The sequence below is a fragment of the Nonomuraea sp. NPDC049684 genome (genome assembly GCF_044465345.1).
In the GTDB taxonomy this organism is placed as follows: Bacteria; Actinomycetota; Actinomycetes; order Streptosporangiales; family Streptosporangiaceae; genus Nonomuraea.
The window spans coordinates 1-17,171 of sequence record NZ_JBITLO010000007.1; the positions used below are offsets into that span (position 1 = coordinate 1).

At 73.4% G+C, this 17,171-nt stretch carries 17 protein-coding genes; 11 read left to right on the plus strand and 6 right to left on the minus strand.

Features of this window, described 5'->3' with window-relative positions; all coding sequences use genetic code 11:
* Window positions 1-339: 339 nt before the first annotated feature.
* Together ACIBST_RS22665 and ACIBST_RS22670 are read right to left on the minus strand one after the other, a co-directional pair.
* Window positions 340-714, minus strand: a complete 375-nt coding sequence (locus ACIBST_RS22665; protein ID WP_397174268.1) for an STAS domain-containing protein — start codon at window positions 712-714, stop codon at window positions 340-342.
* A gap of 375 nt (window positions 715-1,089) precedes the next feature.
* Entirely contained in the window at window positions 1,090-2,049 is a 960-nt protein-coding gene (locus ACIBST_RS22670; protein ID WP_397174270.1) for a helix-turn-helix transcriptional regulator, read from the minus strand.
* A gap of 141 nt (window positions 2,050-2,190) precedes the next feature.
* On the opposite strand from ACIBST_RS22670, the gene ACIBST_RS22675 reads away from it, so the two are divergent.
* Window positions 2,191-3,384, plus strand: coding sequence for an amidohydrolase (locus ACIBST_RS22675; protein ID WP_397174271.1), 1,194 nt, complete (start codon window positions 2,191-2,193; stop codon window positions 3,382-3,384).
* A gap of 89 nt (window positions 3,385-3,473) precedes the next feature.
* Here ACIBST_RS22675 and ACIBST_RS22680 read toward each other — a convergent pair whose 3' ends face one another.
* From ACIBST_RS22680 to ACIBST_RS22690, 3 genes are read right to left on the minus strand one after another with little or no spacing between them, the layout of a single operon-like run.
* Window positions 3,474-4,133, minus strand: coding sequence for a GntR family transcriptional regulator (locus ACIBST_RS22680; RefSeq protein WP_397174273.1), 660 nt, complete (start codon window positions 4,131-4,133; stop codon window positions 3,474-3,476).
* A gap of 5 nt (window positions 4,134-4,138) precedes the next feature.
* A complete protein-coding gene (locus ACIBST_RS22685; protein WP_397174275.1) occupies window positions 4,139-5,137 on the minus strand; it encodes a LysR substrate-binding domain-containing protein in 999 nt (332 codons plus the stop codon).
* A 31-nt stretch (window positions 5,138-5,168) separates the two neighbouring features.
* Window positions 5,169-6,479, minus strand: coding sequence for an MFS transporter (locus ACIBST_RS22690; RefSeq protein ID WP_397174277.1), 1,311 nt, complete (start codon window positions 6,477-6,479; stop codon window positions 5,169-5,171).
* A 173-nt stretch (window positions 6,480-6,652) separates the two neighbouring features.
* Here ACIBST_RS22690 and ACIBST_RS22695 point away from each other — a divergent pair, with 173 nt between their 5' ends.
* The 7 genes from ACIBST_RS22695 to ACIBST_RS22725 are packed head-to-tail and all read left to right on the plus strand — an operon-like array spanning window position 6,653 to window position 12,775.
* Window positions 6,653-8,086, plus strand: coding sequence for a 2-hydroxymuconic semialdehyde dehydrogenase (locus ACIBST_RS22695; RefSeq protein WP_397174279.1), 1,434 nt, complete (start codon window positions 6,653-6,655; stop codon window positions 8,084-8,086).
* 8 nt (window positions 8,087-8,094) lie between these two features.
* Window positions 8,095-8,892 (plus strand): 2-keto-4-pentenoate hydratase, encoded by a 798-nt coding sequence (locus ACIBST_RS22700; protein WP_397174281.1) that lies wholly within the window; start codon window positions 8,095-8,097, stop codon window positions 8,890-8,892.
* Window positions 8,889-9,635: a 2-keto-4-pentenoate hydratase gene (locus ACIBST_RS22705; RefSeq protein WP_397174283.1), complete on the plus strand. Its 747-nt coding sequence runs from the start codon at window positions 8,889-8,891 to the stop codon at window positions 9,633-9,635. The genes ACIBST_RS22700 and ACIBST_RS22705 overlap by 4 nt, the downstream gene beginning before the upstream one ends.
* The gene (locus ACIBST_RS22710) at window positions 9,632-10,057 is read left to right on the plus strand and encodes a RidA family protein (protein WP_397174284.1); all 426 of its coding nucleotides are present in this window, start codon (window positions 9,632-9,634) and stop codon (window positions 10,055-10,057) included. Before ACIBST_RS22705 ends, ACIBST_RS22710 begins: the two co-directional genes overlap by 4 nt.
* On the plus strand, window positions 10,054-10,596 hold the full coding sequence (locus ACIBST_RS22715) for a 3-hydroxyanthranilate 3,4-dioxygenase (RefSeq protein ID WP_357981713.1): 543 nt from the start codon (window positions 10,054-10,056) through the stop codon (window positions 10,594-10,596). The genes ACIBST_RS22710 and ACIBST_RS22715 overlap by 4 nt, the downstream gene beginning before the upstream one ends.
* Window positions 10,597-10,598: 2 nt before the next feature.
* Window positions 10,599-11,576: an amidohydrolase family protein gene (locus ACIBST_RS22720; RefSeq protein WP_397174862.1), complete on the plus strand. Its 978-nt coding sequence runs from the start codon at window positions 10,599-10,601 to the stop codon at window positions 11,574-11,576.
* On the plus strand, window positions 11,573-12,775 hold the full coding sequence (locus ACIBST_RS22725) for an alpha/beta fold hydrolase (RefSeq protein WP_397174285.1): 1,203 nt from the start codon (window positions 11,573-11,575) through the stop codon (window positions 12,773-12,775). The genes ACIBST_RS22720 and ACIBST_RS22725 overlap by 4 nt, the downstream gene beginning before the upstream one ends.
* A 305-nt stretch (window positions 12,776-13,080) precedes the next feature.
* On the opposite strand, the gene ACIBST_RS22730 is transcribed toward ACIBST_RS22725, so the two are convergent.
* Window positions 13,081-13,524: an Lrp/AsnC family transcriptional regulator gene (locus ACIBST_RS22730; protein WP_352325099.1), complete on the minus strand. Its 444-nt coding sequence runs from the start codon at window positions 13,522-13,524 to the stop codon at window positions 13,081-13,083.
* Between the two features lie 172 nt (window positions 13,525-13,696).
* On the opposite strand from ACIBST_RS22730, the gene ACIBST_RS22735 reads away from it, so the two are divergent.
* The 3 genes from ACIBST_RS22735 to ACIBST_RS22745 are packed head-to-tail and all read left to right on the plus strand — an operon-like array spanning window position 13,697 to window position 17,171.
* The gene (locus ACIBST_RS22735) at window positions 13,697-14,557 is read left to right on the plus strand and encodes a tryptophan 2,3-dioxygenase (protein ID WP_397174286.1); all 861 of its coding nucleotides are present in this window, start codon (window positions 13,697-13,699) and stop codon (window positions 14,555-14,557) included.
* Between the two features lie 14 nt (window positions 14,558-14,571).
* Window positions 14,572-15,837, plus strand: coding sequence for a kynureninase (gene kynU / locus ACIBST_RS22740; protein WP_397174287.1), 1,266 nt, complete (start codon window positions 14,572-14,574; stop codon window positions 15,835-15,837).
* Entirely contained in the window at window positions 15,834-17,171 is a 1,338-nt protein-coding gene (locus tag ACIBST_RS22745; protein WP_397174288.1) for an FAD-dependent oxidoreductase, read from the plus strand. Before kynU ends, ACIBST_RS22745 begins: the two co-directional genes overlap by 4 nt.

A 17,171-nucleotide genomic window follows, 5' to 3' on the forward strand; every position in this document is an offset into this window, starting at 1 on the left:
CGATCTCGCCCAGCAACCCGTCGGCGTCCTCGGGCAGACGGGTGCGGAAGTCGCCGTCCCGGACCGCCGTCAGCCCGCCGAGCAGCTGACGCAGCCGAAGCTCGCCGACCTCGGCGCCCCCGGACGCGGAACGGGAGCCACCGGTCATCGCTTCGCTCATGTCACCCTCGTGTCCTACGACGTTGTCAGGACTGTCCTGCTGGTGACCTCGCGGACGGCCCCAATCAGGAGGCCGTGATCGAGGTCATTGACGGAACAATCGTGTTTGTTGGTCATCCGGATTCTAGAGCCGGTACTCATGATCTTCAGCCCCGAACGCCGAGGTGCGGCGGCAGCCGCTCACGACGACTCGCGGAGACCGTCGGGACGCTGCGCGCCCATCGCGGCCACGGCGTCGCCCACGTCGGCGTGGACGCTCAGCGAGGACCACACGCCGGTGACCCGCAGGACGCGCGCGGGCAGCTCCTGCACGCCGGCCAGGCGCAGGACGCCTCCCTGTTCGAGCACCGCGGCGTTGAGCCGTAACAGCACGTGCAGGCCGCGGCTGTCCATGAAGCTCAGCCCGCCCAGGTCGAGCACCATGCCCGCCCCGGGCCGCAGGTGCCGCTCGGTGAAGGACTCCAGCCGCGGCGAGTTGGAGGCGTCGAGCTCGCCGAGCACGGTCACCAGCACGCCGCCGGGCAGGTCGCGGCAGCTCAGGCTCAGAGGGGTCACGCCGTCACCAGAGGCCGGGCAGCACGAAAGCCCGTCCGGCCGGAGGGCAGGGCGGACGGGTGCGACGGCGGACGAACGAGGTCAGGCATCACAGGCCGGCGGCGGGATCGGCTCGATCACGTGACCGACGCGCTCACCCGGAGGGCCCGGCCGCCCCGACCGGGCGGCCTCTCGATCGCCTGGCCTGCGGCTACGGCCTCGCCGTGGACGCGCCATGTCGCCGCTACGGCCGGAACTCAATCGCGATCATCTCCTCCGTGCCGCGGCGATCGGTGCTCGCCTCCAACCCTTGAGCCTTCGGCGGTGGCGGGTCAGCACACGGGACGAAGAATTCGGCTGACTCCTGTCCACAGAACGAAACGGGGCATCGGCGGATCAGTCGCGGCGGGGCCCGGCCGCGGAGCGGAGGGTGTCGCCGGGCGAGCAGCCGAAGGCGGCCCGGTAGAGCTGGGCGAAGCGCCCGGGGTGGAAGAAGCCCCAGCGGGCGGCGACGGCGGTCACCGTGGTGGCGGGAGAGCCGGCCTTCAGCTCGGCGTGGGCGCGGGCCAGCCGGGCCTGGCGGAGGTAGGCCAGCGGGGTGGTGCCGAGGTGCCGGCGGAAGGCGTACTGGAGGGCGCGGGCGCTGACCCGGGCGGCGGTGGCGATCTCGTCGATGCCGATGGGCAGGTCGGCGTGGTCGTCGATGAAGGCCGTCGCCCGGCGCAGCGCCTCGGGCCGGGCCGGGCCGGGGGCGGCGGCCTGGCCGGCGTTGGTGGGCAGGGCGGTGAGCACGCTCGCGGCCAGGAGCTGCCCGGCGGTGGAGACGACCAGCGGCTCGGCGGCCAGCTCGGGGGCGGCCAGGACGTCGTCGCGCAGGTAGTCGAGCGTGCGCCGCAGGTGGCGGCCGGCGGCGGCGGAGACCGGGCGGTGCCCCACCAGCCGGATCGGCTCGGCCCGGCGGCCGGGCAGCGTGCCGGCCACCTGCTGCAGCAGCGCGGGGTCGAACATGATGATGTCGTAGCGCGAGCGGCGGATCTCGCCGGTGTAGGGCAGGTCGTGCGGGGCGAACAGCACGGTGTCGCCGGGGCCGAAGAGCTCGTCGGGCCCGCCGGCGACCTGCTGGGCGATGGTGCCCGTCTCGACCGTGCACAGGCACACCTTGCCGAGCGGGTTGACGTCGAAGCTCATCGCGTATTCGAGATTGAGCCGGTCGATGCTCACCGAGCCCATGACCTGGCGGGAGATCTGGGTGCGGGGGTTCTTCACGTCGGAGCCGATGCGCATCTTGGCGTATGCCTTGCTGAGGAACTCCTCCGTCTGGCCGATGTCACGGCTGTCGAAGACCTCTGGGCCCATCGGACCACCTCTCTCCGGGCGATGGGGCCGCGCCTGTCGCGGCCCGTGCCGATTTTCCCAAACGGCTACGACAACGACTGGACGACGGCGTGACAGGGCCCTCCGCCAGGGACGATCCGTTTTTGGTATACCATTTTTCGGGTGACTTCCTGGACGATCTCCAACGTGCGCCCCTGGGGCGGCGCCCCCGTGGACCTGACCATCGACGGTACCCGGATCGCCGCCGTGCTCCCGGCCGGGACCGCCCCGCCCGCCGGCGAGCGCATCGACGGCCGCGGCCTGCTGGCCCTGCCCGGATTCGTCAACGCCCACGCCCACGTCGACAAGAGCTGGTGGGGCCGGCCCTGGGTGTCGTACGGCGGGGTGGCGACCACGCAGGGCCGCATCGAGCACGAGCGCGCCGAACGCGACAAGCACGGCATCCCGGGCGTCGACGGCACGGTGGCGGTGCTGCGCGAGTTCCTGCGGCACGGCACCACGGCCACCCGCACCCACGTCGACGTCGACCTCGGCGTCGGGCTGCGCGGCATCGAGGCCGTGCGCGAGGCCGTGGCACGGCTCGACGGGGCGATCGAGGTCGAGATCGTGGCCTTCCCGCAGGACGGCGTCGTCCGCCGGCCCGGCGTGCTCGACCTGCTCGACCAGGCCGCGCGGGCGGGCGCCACCAGCATCGGCGGCATCGACCCCGCCACCATCGACCGGGACCCGGTCGCCCAGCTCGACGGCCTGTTCGAGATCGCCGAGCGGCGCGGCGTCGGCCTGGACATCCACCTGCACGACGGCGGCGAGCTGGGCGCGTTCCAGTACGAGCTGATCATCGACCGCACGCTCAGGACCGGCCTGCAGGGCAAGGTCACCGTCTCCCACGGCTTCGCCCTCGGCGACCTGGCCCCCGAACGGCAGCGCGGTCTGCTCGACGACCTGGCCGCGGCGGGCATCTCCTGGACGACGGTCGCGCCGGTGCGCACCGCGCCCCTCCCGTGGCGGGGCATGGCCGAGCGCGGCATCGGCCTCGGCCTGGGCACCGACGGGATCAGGGACCTGTGGTCGCCGTTCGGCGACGGCGACCTGCTGCGCATCGCCCTCGGCTTCGCCCGGCTGCACGGCCTGCGCTCCGACGACGACCTCACCGCCGCCGTGGAGCTGGCCACGACCAAGGCGGCGCCGTTCGTGCACCGTGACCGGCACGACCTCGTCGCGGGCGCGCGGGCCGACGTCGTGCTCGTCGACGCCGAGAACGTGCCGGACGCGCTCGTGCGGGTGCCGCCGCGGGCACTCGTGGTCGCCGGCGGCCGGGTGGTCACCCGCGACGGCGAGGTGCTCCTGGACGCCTGACGCCCGCGTCGTGGTCCCGGACGCCTGACACCTGCGCCGTGCTCCTGGACGCCTGACCGCGACGGCGGCCTTCTGGACGCCCGCGCGGGTCAGGGGCCCGTGGGCCGGCGGCGGTCGGCGTGCTCGCCGATGAGCCGGCCGCTGGTCGCCACGTGCCGGGCGACCAGCTCGCCGACGCGGGCCACGTCGCGGGCGGCGATCGCCTCGTAGAGCTCGCGGTGCTCGTCGGCGACCACCTGGAGGTCGTCGTGCCGGCCGAGCAGCCAGCGCATCCGGCTGCGCAGCACCTGCCCCACCTCGACCAGCAGGTCGTTGCCCGCGATGGCGGTGGCCGTCTCGTGGAAGTCGGCGGCGGCCCGCCGGGCGCGGACCGCGTCGCCGGCGCGCGCCGCCCGCAGCTCCGCGTCGAGGTCGGCGCGCAGCCGCCGCAGGCCCTGCGCGTCGTGCCGCCGGGCGGCGAGCTGGAAGGTGACGGCCTCGAACGCCGAACGCACCTCCACCAGGTCGGCGACGTCGCGGGCGGTGAACTCGCGCACCACGGCCCAGGTGCGGGGCCGCAACGTCACCAGCCCCTCGGCGGCCAGGGTGGCCAGGGCGTCGCGCACCGGCACCCGGCTCACGCCGAGCTCGGTGGCCAGGTCGCGCTCGACGAGCTTGCTGCCCGGCGGGCGGACGCCGTCGAGGATGTCGTCGCGCAGCCGCCGGATGACGCGTACGGACTCGGGCTCGAACCCGGCTCCTGCCACCATGCCCTTCAGTCTCCCACCGGCGCCGCGCCGGACGGGCCTCCGGCGCCTCCCGTGTCCTCGGTGTCCCCGGCGTCCTGGCCGGTGTCGAGGCGTCGCGCCTGCTGCTGGAGGTGGGCGAGCATGACCTTGCCCGCGGGCGTCAGGGCGCGGGCCCCGGGCAGGGTGGCCCCCACCGAGCGGCGCACCGACGGCAGCGGCACCTGGAGTTCGAGGAGCTGGGGGTCGGTCCTGACGAAGAGCGCGGGCAGCGCGGCGATCATGTCCGTGCCGAGCAGCAGGGAGCGGATCGTCAGGATGGAGGTGCATTCGGTGCGGTCGGGCGGCAGCGGCAGCCCGTTGCGGTGGAACACCTGCTCCAGCTCCCGCCGCAGCGAGGTCTGCTCCAGCGGCAGGATCCACGGGTAGTCCAGCAGGCCGGCCAGCGCGCGGGCGTGCGCGGCCGGGTGCCCGGCGCGGGCGACCAGCAGCACGGGCTCGTTGTAGAGGGGGATCTGGCGCAGGTCCGGGCGGTCCTCGATCGGATTGAGCCGGCCCAGGATCAGGTCGAGGTCGCCGCCGGTGAGCTGGGGGACCAGCGAGTCGAACGTGCCCTCCTTGACGATCACGGTGATGCCCGGCCGCTCGGCCTTGAGCGCCGCGATCGAGCGGGGCAGCAGCACGTTCGTGGCGGCCAGCAGGGTGCCGACGGTGACCGTGCCGGCCGTGCCGTCGGCCAGGCCGGCGATGCGCTCGCCGGCGCGGCGCAGCTCGGCCTGCACGGCGCGGGCGTGGTCGATGAACGCCTCGCCGAAGAGGGTGGGGGTGACGCCGCGCGATCCGCGGGTGAACAGCTCCACCCCGAGGATCTGCTCCACCTCCCGCAGCCCCCGGGTCACGGCGGGCTGGGCCAGGTGGAGGTGCTCGGCGGCGCGCAGGACGCCGCCCTGCTCGGCGATGGTGGTCACGAGCACGAGATGCCGCAGCTTGAGCCGGCCGCTCAGCAGGTCCAGCGGACGAGATATCACGAAATCATCATATGACCAGGGAGAACCTGCCCTATTTCGCTATGTCGGCGGGAACCGGCTGGTCGCCCAGGCGTTCGGCGTCGTTGCGGGGGATCAGCAGGGCGGCGACCAGGCTGATGACCGTCACCACGGCCAGGTAGACGGTGATCGACACCGAGGTCCCGGTCGAGGCGAACAGCGAGGCGGCCACCAGCGGCGTGATCCCGCCGCCCAGCAGCGAGGCGAGCTGGTAGGCCACCGACGTGCCGGAGTACCGGATGGCGACCGGGAAGAAGCTGGCGGTCAGCGTGCCCTGCGGCGCGTGCGTCATGGCCAGGACCGCGCCCATCACCAGCATGAACAGCACGATGAGGGGCTTGTTGCCGGTGTTGACGACCGGCAGGATCGCCAGGGCGCCGGCCAGCAGCACCACCGAGCCCCAGGCGAAGACGGAACGCAGCCCGTGCCGGTCGCCGAGGTGGGCCCACAGCGGCGCGGTCACCAGCCACACGGCGGCGCCGCCGATCACGCAGCTCAGCAGGAACGTCCGCGACAGGCCGGCCGCGGCCTCGCCGTAGCCGAGGATGTAGACCATGAAGATGTAGGCCAGCGCGCTGTTGCCGATGATCACGCCGATCGTGTGCACCACCTCGCGCCAGTGGTCGCGCAGCACCACCGCGATCGGCAGCTTGACCGGCTTGCGCCGCTCGACCAGGTCGGCGTAGTCGGGGCTCTCCTCGATGCGCAGCCGCAGGTACAGGCCGACCGCCACCAGCACGATGCTGAGCAGGAACGGCACCCGCCAGCCCCAGGCCATGAAGCTCTCCTCGCCCAGCAGCGAGGACGTGCCGAGGAAGACGGCGTTGGCGCACAACATGCCCGCCGGGGTGCCCATCATCGGGAACGCCCCGAACAGGCCGCGCCGGCCCTTCGGCGCGTGCTCCATCGTCAGGACCACCGCGCCGCCGAGCTCGCCGCCCAGGCCGATGCCCTGGGCGATGCGCATCACCACGAGCAGCACCGCCGCCCACACGCCCAGGCTGTCGTACGTCGGCAGCACGCCGATCAGCGTGGTGCCGATCCCCATGATGAGCAGCGAGACGACGAGCGTGTTGCGCCGCCCGATCCGGTCGCCGAAGTGGCCGAAGACGATGCCGCCGAGCGGGCGGGCGAGGAAGCCCACGGTCATGGTGCCGAAGGAGGCGATGGAGCCGGCGACCGGGTCCATGGCGGGGAAGAACTGCTTGTTGAAGACGAGGGCCGCGGCGGTGCCGTAGAGGAAGAAGTCGTACCACTCGATGGCGGTGCCGATGAAGGCGGCCCGCGAGACGCGGCGGGCGGCCAGGCGGCGATCTGTGTCCATCTCTCTGTGCCTTCCGAATGAGGGTACGGAAGAGGATGCACGCTGGTGGTATGCCAGAACGAATACCGATTCGGTCGGCAGGCATAGCAGAACCGACATATAACGAAATAAAGATAGCCAGGCGACATTTCGGTATTGGACTGTTATGTCGAGCCATAAGCAGAATGTCGACCATGAAGCCCGCGCACTACGTCAACGGCGTCTTCACGACGGCGGGGACGGACTTCCCCCTCATCTCGCCCGTCGACGGCCGCACCGTCGGAGCCGTCCCCGAGGCGTCCCGCGAGACCGTCGACGAGGCGGTCCGGGCCGCCCGCGCCGCCCTCGACGGCCCCTGGGGAGCCGCCTCCACCGAGGAGCGGTGCGCGTACCTGCGCCGGATCGCCGACGGGATCGAGGCCAGGTTCGAGGAGTTCGTCGAGGCCGAGGCCGCCGACACCGGCAAGCCGCGCGAGCTGGCCGCGACGGTGGACATCCCGCGCGCCGCCGGCAACTTCCGCGCCTACGCCGACCTGGCCTACGGCCGTCCCGAGCGGGCCTACTCCACCAGCGTCCCGGCCTGGAGCGGCAGCGGGGAGGCGCTCAACTACACCGTGCGCCGCCCGCTCGGCGTGGTCGCCGTCATCTCGCCGTGGAACCTGCCGCTGCTGCTGCTCACCTGGAAGGTCGCGCCCGCGCTGGCCGCGGGCAACGCCGTCGTCGCCAAGCCGTCGGAGGAGACCCCCTCCACCGCCACCCTGCTGGCCGAGGTGATCGACGCGGCGGGCCTGCCGGCCGGCGCGTTCAACCTGGTCCACGGCCACGGCGCGGGGGCGGCCGGCGAGCACCTGACCGCCCACCCCGGCGTGGACGCCATCGCCTTCACCGGCGCCTCGGCCACCGGCAGCGCCATCATGCGCAACGCCGCCGCGCACGTCACCCCGGTCTCCTTCGAGCTCGGCGGCAAGAACCCGGCCCTGGTCTTCGCCGACGCCGACCTGGAGGAGGCCGTCGAGGGCACGATCCGCTCCAGCTTCACCCACTCCGGCCAGATCTGCCTGTGCACCGAGCGCGTCTACGTCCAGCGCCCGATCTTCGAGGCGTTCACCCGGGCGCTGGCCGAGCGGGCCAGGGGCCTGCGCGGCTACGGGCCGATGATCTCGGCCGAGCACCGCGACAAGGTGCTGTCCTACTACCGCCTGGCCGTCGAGGAGGGCGCGACGGTGCTGGCCGGAGGAGGCGTGCCGGAGTTCGGCGACGCCCGCGACGGCGGCTTCCACGTCGAGCCGACCGTGATCACCGGCCTGCCGCCGTACGCCAGGACCGTCCGCGAGGAGGTCTTCGGCCCCATCTGCCACGTCGCCCCCTTCGACGACGAGGACGAGGCCGTCCGGCTGGCCAACGACAGCCCGTACGGCCTGGCCGCCACGGTGTGGACCACCGACCTGTCGCGCGCCCACCGCGTGGCGCCCCGGATCCAGGCCGGCATCGTCTGGGTCAACTGCTGGAACCTGCGCGACCTGCGTACCCCGTTCGGCGGCGTGAAGGCCTCCGGCATCGGGCGGGAGGGCGGCGAGTACTCGCTCGACTTCTTCTCCGAGCCGGTCAACGTGTGCGTCAAGATATGAGGACAGAAGTGACAGACAACCATCGCGCCGCCGCCGCGCGGCTGCTGGAGGCGTACGCGTCCGGCCGCCCGTGCGAGCCGGTCCGCGACCTGGTCGACGGCCTGGAGGCGGCCTACGCGGTGCAGAGCCTGCTCACCGAGCACTGGCTCGGCGAGGGCAGGCGGATCACCGGCCGCAAGGTCGGGCTGACCAGCAAGGCCGTGCAGCGGCAGCTCGGCGTCGGCTCGCCCGACTTCGGCGTGCTGTTCGCCGACATGGCGGTGCCCGACGGCGAGGAGATCCCGGCCGGCGCGGTGCTCCAGCCGCGCGCCGAGGCCGAGGTCGCGCTCGTGCTCGACCGCGACCTGCCGCACGAGCGCCACACGGTCGCCGACGTGATCGCCGCGACGGCGTTCGCGCTGCCCGCGATCGAGGTCGTCGGCAGCCGCATCCGCGACTGGGACATCACCCTGGCCGACACCGTCGCCGACAACGCCTCCTCCGGCCTGTACGTCCTCGGCAACCGCCCGGTGCCGCTGCGCGACGTGGACCTGCGGCTGGCCGGGATGGTCATCGAACGGCGCGGCGAGCAGGTCTCGACCGGCGTCGGCGCGGCCTGCCTGGGCCACCCGCTGCACGCCGCGGTCTGGCTGGCCGACACGCTGGCCGCGCTCGGCCGCCCGCTTCAGGCCGGCGACACCGTGCTGACCGGGGCGCTCGGCCCGGTCGTCCCGGTGGGTCCGGGCGACGTGCTGGAGGCCCGCATCGACGGGCTGGGCGACGTCCGCGCCGCCTTCGCCGCCGACGACGAGAAGGAGGAGCGGTGAACGCGCTCGCCGAACGCCTGGACGAGGCCACCCTGACCGGCCGCGCCATCCCCCGCCTGACCGACACGGCCGACCTCGACGTGCCCGCCGCGTACGAGGTGCAGCGCGCCCTGATCGAACGGCGGCTGGCCCGCGGCGAGCGGCTGATCGGCGTCAAGATGGGCTTCACCAGCCGCGCCAAGATGGCCCAGATGGGCGTGGACGACGTCATCTGGGGCCTGCTCACCGACGCCATGCTGGTGGAGTCCCGGCTCGACACCGCCGGGCTGATCCACCCGCGGATCGAGCCGGAGATCGCGTTCCTGCTCGACCGCCCGGTGCGCGGCACGGCCGACGTGGCCTCGGCCGTCGGCGGCGTCGCGGTCGGTTACGAGGTGCTCGACTCCCGTTACGAGGGCTTCAGCTTCACCCTGCCCGACGTCATCGCCGACAACGCCTCGGCCAGCGGCTTCGGCGTCGGCCCCTGGCGCCGCCCGCAGGACGCCGGCGACCTCGGCAACCTCGGCCTGGTCATGGAGATCGACGGCCGCCAGGTCGCCGGCGGCTCGTCGGCGGCCATCCTCGGCCACCCGCTGCGCGCGCTGACCGCGGCCGCCCGGCTGACCAGGGCGGCCGGGATCGAGATGGAGGCCGGCTGGATCGTCCTGGCCGGCGCGGCCACGGCGGCGGTGCCGCTGCCCGCCGGGGCGCACGTACGCGTCGGCGCCGCCGGACTCGGACACGTGGAGGTGACCACCCGATGAGCGACGCGCTGCTGGTCGAGGGCAAGGCCCGGCCCCGCGGCCGGTTCCCGCACGTCAAGCGGGCCGGTGACTTCGTGTTCGTGTCGGGCACCAGCTCGCGCCGCCCCGACGGCTCCTTCGCCGGGGCGAGCGCTGACGAGCTGGGCACCACCAGCCTGGACATCCGCGAGCAGACCAGGGCGGTGATCGACAACATCGCCGACCTGCTCGCCGCCGCCGGAGGCGGCCTGGACGACGTGGTGAACGTGACCGCGTACCTGGTCAGCATGAACGACTTCGGCGGCTACAACGAGGTCTACGGCGAGTACTTCGACGAGAGCGGCCCCGCCCGCACGACGGTCGCCGTCCACCAGCTCCCGCACCCGCACCTGCTGATCGAGATCTCCTGCATCGCCCTCGTCCCGCAAAGGAGCCAGGCATGATCCCCCCCTTCAACCTGAACAAGTGGATCGACGAGCACCAGGACCTGCTCAAGCCGCCGGTCGGCAACGCGCAGATCTGGAAGGACGCCGACCTCATGGTGACGATCGTGGGCGGGCCCAACCAGCGCACCGACTTCCACGACGACCCGATCGAGGAGTTCTTCTACCAGCTCAGGGGCGGCATGGTGCTGCGGGTCATGGAGGAGGAGGGCAAGCCGCCGGTGGACGTGCAGATCGGGGAGGGCGACGTCTTCCTGCTGCCGCCGCACGTGCGGCACTCGCCGCAGCGGCCGGTGCCCGGCTCGATCGGCCTGGTCGTGGAGTTCGCCCGCCCGCAGGGCGCGCTGGACGCCTTCGAGTGGTACTGCGTCAACTGCCACCGCCTGGTCCACCGCGCCGAGGTGCAGCTCCAGTCGATCGTCGACGACCTGCCGCCGGTCTTCCGCGCCTTCCACGAGGGCGACCGCACCTGCCCCCACTGCGGCGCCGAGCACCCCGGCAAGGACTGGCCGGACCACCTGCGGCCGGTGGTCCGGTGACCATGATCGACGTGCACGCGCACGTCTTCCCGCGGATCTCCCGCGAGGAGGCCAGGACGCTCGCCGGGGCCGGTGAGCCGTGGCTGCGCGACGGCATGATGATGAGCGGCGAGGACGACTACCGCCCGGTCACGCCGGAGCTGTGGGACGCCGGTGCCCGGGTGGCCGCCATGGACCGCACCGGCGTGGCCGTGCAGGCGGTCTCCTCGACCCCGCTGCTGTTCGGCTACGCGGCCGACCCGGCCCGCGCCGCCGAGTGGTGCGCCATGGTCAACGACCGCGTGCTCGACCACTGCGCGCAGGCCCCCGACCGGCTGCTGCCGCTGTGCCAGGTGCCGTTGCAGGACGCCGCCCTGGCGGCCCGGACCGTCACCGAGGCCAAGGCCGCCGGTCACCGCGGCGTGCACATCGGCAACCACGTCGGCCCGCGCAACCTGGACGACCCCGACATCGTCGCCTTCCTCGCGCACTGCGCCGAGCTGGACATGCCGGTGCTCGTGCACCCCTGGGACATGCTCGGCGCCGACCGCATGCGCGGCCACATGATGCCGTGGCTGGTCGGCATGGCGGCCGAGACCCACCTCGGCATCCTGTCGCTGATGTTGTCCGGGGCGTTCGAGCGGCTGCCGGGCTCGCTGCGGCTGTGCTTCTGCCACGGCGGCGGCAGCTTCGCCTACCTGCTGGGCCGGGCCGACAACGCCTGGCACCAGCGCGACATCGTCCGCGAGCACTCGCCGAGGCCGCCGTCGGCCTACACCGACCGCTTCTACGTGGACTCGGCGGTGTTCGACCCGCGCGCCCTGCGGCTGCTGGTCGAGGTGATGGGGGCCGAGCGCGTCATGCTCGGCACCGACTTCCCGTTCCCGCTGGGGGAGCAGGAGCCTGGCGCGGTCGTGCGCGCCTGCGCCGAGCTGGACGAGGAGGGCCGCGCCGCCGTCCTGGGCGGCAACGCCGCCGCCTTCCTGGGGCTCGGGGGATGACGGTCGCCGAGACGCCGCTCGGGGCGTTGCGCGGCGTCCGGCTCGACGGTGTGCGCGCGTTCAAGGGGGTGCGCTACGCCGCGCCCGCCCGCCGCCTGGCCGCGCCGGAGCCCGCGCGCCCCTGGCGGGGCGTCGCCGACGCCCGCACCCCCGGCCCGCCCGCCCCGCAGCGGCCCGGCCGCATGGCCTGGGTGCCGGGCCTGGAGATCGACCCTTCCACGTCGGCCGAGGACTGCCTGTTCCTCAACGTCTGGACGCCCTCCGCCGAGGGACGCCGCCCCGTGCTGCTGTTCCTGCACGGCGGCGCGTTCGTCTTCGGCTCCGGCGCCCAGGCGATGTACGACGGCACCGCGCTGGCCCGCGACCACGGCCTGGTCGTGGTGACCGTGAACTACCGGCTCGGCCTGCCGGGCTTCTGGCACGGCGACGGCGTGCCGGCCAACCTGGCGCTGCGCGACCAGATCGCCGCCCTGGAGTGGGTGCGCGCCAACATCGCGGCCTTCGGCGGCGACCCGGCGAACGTCACCCTGGCCGGGCACTCGGCGGGCGGCACCTGCGTGCTGGCCCTGATGACGTGCGCGCCCGGCCTGTTCGCCAGGGCGGCGGCGATGAGCCCCGTCCCGTACGGGTTCCGCACGCCCGCCGAGGCCGCCGCCTGGACCTCGGCGGCACGTTCGGCGCTCGGCGGCGACCCGTACGCCGTGCCTCTGGCCGGGCTCATGGCCGCCGAGGAGGCCGCCGTACGCGCCTGCGCCCCGGCCGCTGGGCTGCTGCCCGCCGCGCCCGTCGTGGACGGCGACCTGCTGGCCGTCCACCCGGTGGAGGCCGTCAGGACGGGCGCCGCCGCGCGCGTCCCGCTGCTGGTGACGACGACGGCCGAGGAGACCCGCCTGTTCACCGCGATCGGCCAGGACGGCCTGGACACCGGCGACCTCTTCGCCGGGCCCGCCCAGGAGCTCGCCGACGCCCATCACGGCCCCGCCTGGCACCACGTCTGCGGGCACCGCTCGCCGATGAGCCACGGCGACATCGCCCTGGGCGCCTGCCACCTGGCAGACGTGCCCCTCTACCTCGGCACCCACGGAACCCCGCTGACCGGCACGGGCCCCCAGGTGGACGCCCTGGCCCACACGATGACCACCGCCTTCGCCCGCTTCTGCCACGACGGCACGATCCCGTGGCCCGCCTCGTCGTCGTAGGTACGCTCACTGACGGAGGTTCCGAAATGCCCGCTCCGCGCGTCTACATCCTCTGGCACGTCCACCATGTCGCACGGGACGAGCACGGGCACGTCGTCCATTTCCGCGACGGGGACTTCTCGGCCCAGGAGGACCAGGGGGACGACGTCAAGCTGCTGGGCGTCTACTCCAGCGAGGAACGGGCCCGGCGGCGCGGGCGCTGCCCGGCTTCCGGGACGAGCCCGACTGCTTCTGGTACGGCGAGGTCGAGCTCGACGCGGACGCGTGGACCGACGGCTTCGTGGACGGGGCCTGACGTGACGGGATCACGGGCCGTCGGGGGTGGTGAGGGGATGGCCGGGGAGCGGGGTGGACAGGATCATGGTGCTGGACGGCGGCCCGTAGACCGCCAGGCGGTCGATCAGGTCCTCGAAGGCGACCATGGAGACCGCCACGATCCGCAGGATGCTGCACACGTCGCCGGTGACCCGGTGGATCTCGCGGACCTCCGGCCAGCCGGCCACCTCGGGGTCGCGCAGCACGCAGCGGGTGCCGTAGCAGGACATGCGGATGAAGGCAGAGACCGGCCAGCCGGCCCGCACCGGGTCCACCGTCGCGTGGTAGCCGGTGATCACCCCCGACTCCTCCAGCTTGCGTACGCGGTCGGCCACGGCGGGCGCGGACAGGTGGATCCGGCGCGACAACTCCTTGAGGGAGAGCCGGGCGTTGTCCTGGAGCTCGCGCAGCAACTCCCAGTCGGTCTCGTCCACGATCTCGCCTTCCGTTCGTAAGCCACAAATCACGATTTATACCGAAACATAAGCCTATATGGCGATATAGCCTTACATATGGCATTCCTTCTCCTTCATTCCGACGCCATCATGGGGACAGCAAGGCTAAGAGAAGGGCAAGCGCGTGGACGCGACGCGACAGTTATCGGCAGTGCGGCCGACCACGGCGGAGGAACGCGCCGCAAGAGCCAGGGCGACGGGCGGAGCCCCCACCCTGGACTTCGAGACCCGCACCCCCTACGACGCCTACGTCCGCACCGACGTGCTGCACGAGCTGCAGCACCCGATGAGCGACGACGCGGGCGAGATGTCGTTCCTGATGATCACTCAGGTGATGGAGCTCTACTTCAAGCTCATCGCCTTCGAGCTGCGCAACGCGCAGGAGCGGCTGCGGGCCGACGACGTGTGGGCCGCGCTGGACCCGCTCCGCCGTACCGTGCTGCACCTGGAGGGCCTGAACGCGAGCTGGCGCGGCCTGCGCTGGATGACCCCCGCCGACTTCAACCGCTTCCGGGACGAGCTCGGCGAAGCCAGCGGCCTGCAGTCGGCGATGTACCGGCACGTGGAGTTCCTGCTGGGGCTGAAGAACCCCGCCCTGCTGCGCCCGTTCAGACGCCAGGACCGCACCCACCGCGACCTGCTCACCACCCTGGAGTCGCCGAGCCTGTGGGACGACGCCATCGCCCTGCTGGCCAGGCTCGGCCACGACCTGCCCCGCGAGCTGCTGGAACGCGATTTCGCCGTCGAGCACGAGCCGCACCCGGCCGTCGAGCGGGCCTGGGTCGAGGTGTACCGCGACACCGGCCCCGGCAACGCCCCGCGGCTGCTCGGCGAGGCGCTGACCGACGTGGCCGAGCAGTTCGGCGACTGGCGCTACCAGCATGTGACGGCGGTCCGCCGGTCGATGGGCGCCAAGCCCGGCAGCGGCGGCTCCAACGGCCTGGCCTGGCTGGAACGGAGCATGGCGCGGGTGGTCTTCCCCGAGCTGTGGTCCGCCCGGACCCACATGTGAAGGACGGACGACACGTGACCGACGACTGGAAGCCCGCCGAGCAGGACGCCCTCCGCCGCGACCGCGACGACCCGGGCCACCGCGAGCTCTTCCTGATCCCGCCCGCCGACGGCGGCGGCCACCCCGAGTGCGCCTACTTCGCCGGCAACTCCCTGGGCCTCCAGCCCCGGGCGACCGCGGCGGAGCTGGCCGAGGACCTGGAGGCATGGGCCCGGCTCGGCGTGGAGGGACATCTGGAGGGGGCCCGGCCGTGGCTGCCCTACCACGAGCGGCTCACCGGCCCGGCCGCCCGGCTGGTCGGCGCGCTGCCGGAGGAGACCGTGGTGATGAACTCGCTGACGGTCAACCTGCACCTGCTGATGGTCTCGTTCTACCGGCCGCAAGGCAGGCGGACCCGGATCCTCATCGAGGACACCGCCTTCCCCAGCGACAGCTACGCCGTGCGCAGCCAGGCCCGCCTGCACGGCCTCGACCCGGACGAGACGGTGGTCCGGCTGCGCGACGGCCGGGAGGTGCTGGACTTCCTGGACCGCGAGGGCGACACTGTCGCGCTGGTCCTGCTGGGCGGCGTCAACTACCTGACCGGCGAGCTCATGGACATCCCGGCGATCACGGCGGCCGGCCGGGCGAGCGGCGCGGCCGTCGGCTGGGACCTGGCGCACGCCGCCGGGAACGTGCCGCTGGAGCTGCACGCGTGGGGGCCGGACTTCGCCGCCTGGTGCTCCTACAAGTACCTCAACGCCGGGCCCGGCGCCCTCGGCGGCGTGTTCGTCCACCAGCGGCACCTGGGCGACCCGGCGTTGCAGCGGCTGGAGGGCTGGTGGAGCACCGAGCAGGCGACCCGGTTCGAGATGGCGCCGGTCTCCCGGCCGCCGGCCAGCGCCGACGCCTGGCAGGTCTCCAACCCGCCGATCTACGCGATGGGCCCGGTGCGCACCTCGCTCGGCGTCTTCGACCGGATCGGCATGACCGCCCTGCGGGCCCGCAGCGTACGGCTCACCGCGTACCTGGAGAGCCTGCTCGACCGGGTCACCCCCACCAGGCCGCTCACGGTGATCACGCCGCGCGACCCCGCGCGCCGGGGCTGCCAGCTCTCCCTGCGCGTGGGGCGCGGCGGCGCGGCCGAGCTGACCCGGCGGCTGCGCCAGGAGCACGGGGTGATCGCCGACGCCCGCGAGCCGGACGTCGTCCGCCTGGCGCCGACGCCCCTGTACTCGACCTACCACGACTGCTGGCGCGCCGCCGTCGCGCTGGCCGAGTGCGTCGAGGAGGACCGATGAACGTCACCGTGGTCGGCGCCGGCCTGACCGGCTGCCTGCTCGCCTGCTACCTGGCCCGGCGCGGCCTCGACGTGACCGTCTACGAACGGCGGCCCGACCCGCGCGCCGGGCTCGCCGAGCGCGGCCGGTCGATCAACCTGGCCATCTCCGAACGCGGGCTGGACGCGCTGCGCCGGATCGGCCTGGAGGAGAAGGTCATGGCCGGCGCGCTGCCGATGCGCGGCCGGATGATCCACCCGGTGGACGGGCCGCTGAACTTCCAGCCGTACAGCCACGACGGGGTGCGCTCGATCAACTCCATCAGCCGCGGCGCGCTCAACGACACGCTGCTGGACGCCGCGGAGTCCGCGCCCGGCGTGAAGATCTTCTTCGGGCACCGGCTGACCGGCCTGGACCCGGCGACCGGCGCGATGGAGTTCGACACCGCGGCCGGCCCGGTGCGCGCGACGGCCGGCGTGGTGCTCGGCGCCGACGGGGCCGGCTCGGCCGTACGGGCCGAGCTGGTGGCCCACCGGGGCGTCCGGGAGAGCCTGGACTTCCTCGGCCACGGCTACAAGGAGCTGACGATCCCGCCCGTGGCCGGCGAGTTCGCCTTCGACCCCGGCGCCCTGCACATCTGGCCGCGCGGCACCTCGATGATGATCGCGCTGCCCAACCCCGACCGCTCCTTCACCTGCACGATGTTCTGGCCGAGCGAGGGCACGTCGAGCTTCGCCTCGCTGAGCGACCCTGCCGCGATCGAACGCCACTTCCGCACCCACTACCCGGACGTGCCCCCCCTCGCGCCCGGTCTGGTGCGGGAGTACCTGGAGAACCCGGTCGGCCGGCTCGGCACCGTCCGCTGCGCGCCGTGGCAGACGGACGGCCGGGTCGGCCTGATCGGTGACGCGGCGCACGCCATCGTGCCCTTCTACGGCCAGGGCGCCAACTGCGGTTTCGAGGACGTGACCGTGCTCGACCGGTGCCTGACGGAGACCGGCGGCGACTGGTCCCGCGCGCTGCCGCTGTTCGAGCTGCGGCGCAGGGACGACACCGACGCGATCGCCGAGATGGCGCTGGCCAACTTCGTCGAGATGCGCGACAAGGTCGCCTCCCCGGTGCACCGGCTGACCAAGAGCGTGGAGCACCGGCTGGAACGCGCGCTGCCCGGCCGCTACGTGTCGCGGTACGAGCTGGTGTCCTTCTCCACGGTGCCGTACGCGCAGGTCAGGCGGCGGGTACGGCGGCAGCACCTGCTGCTGGCCGGGGCCGCCGCCGGGCTCGGCGCCGCGCTGCTGGCGGCGGGCGCGGCCGGGCTCGCCCGGCTCGGCTCCCGCCGGTCCGGCCGGAGGTGA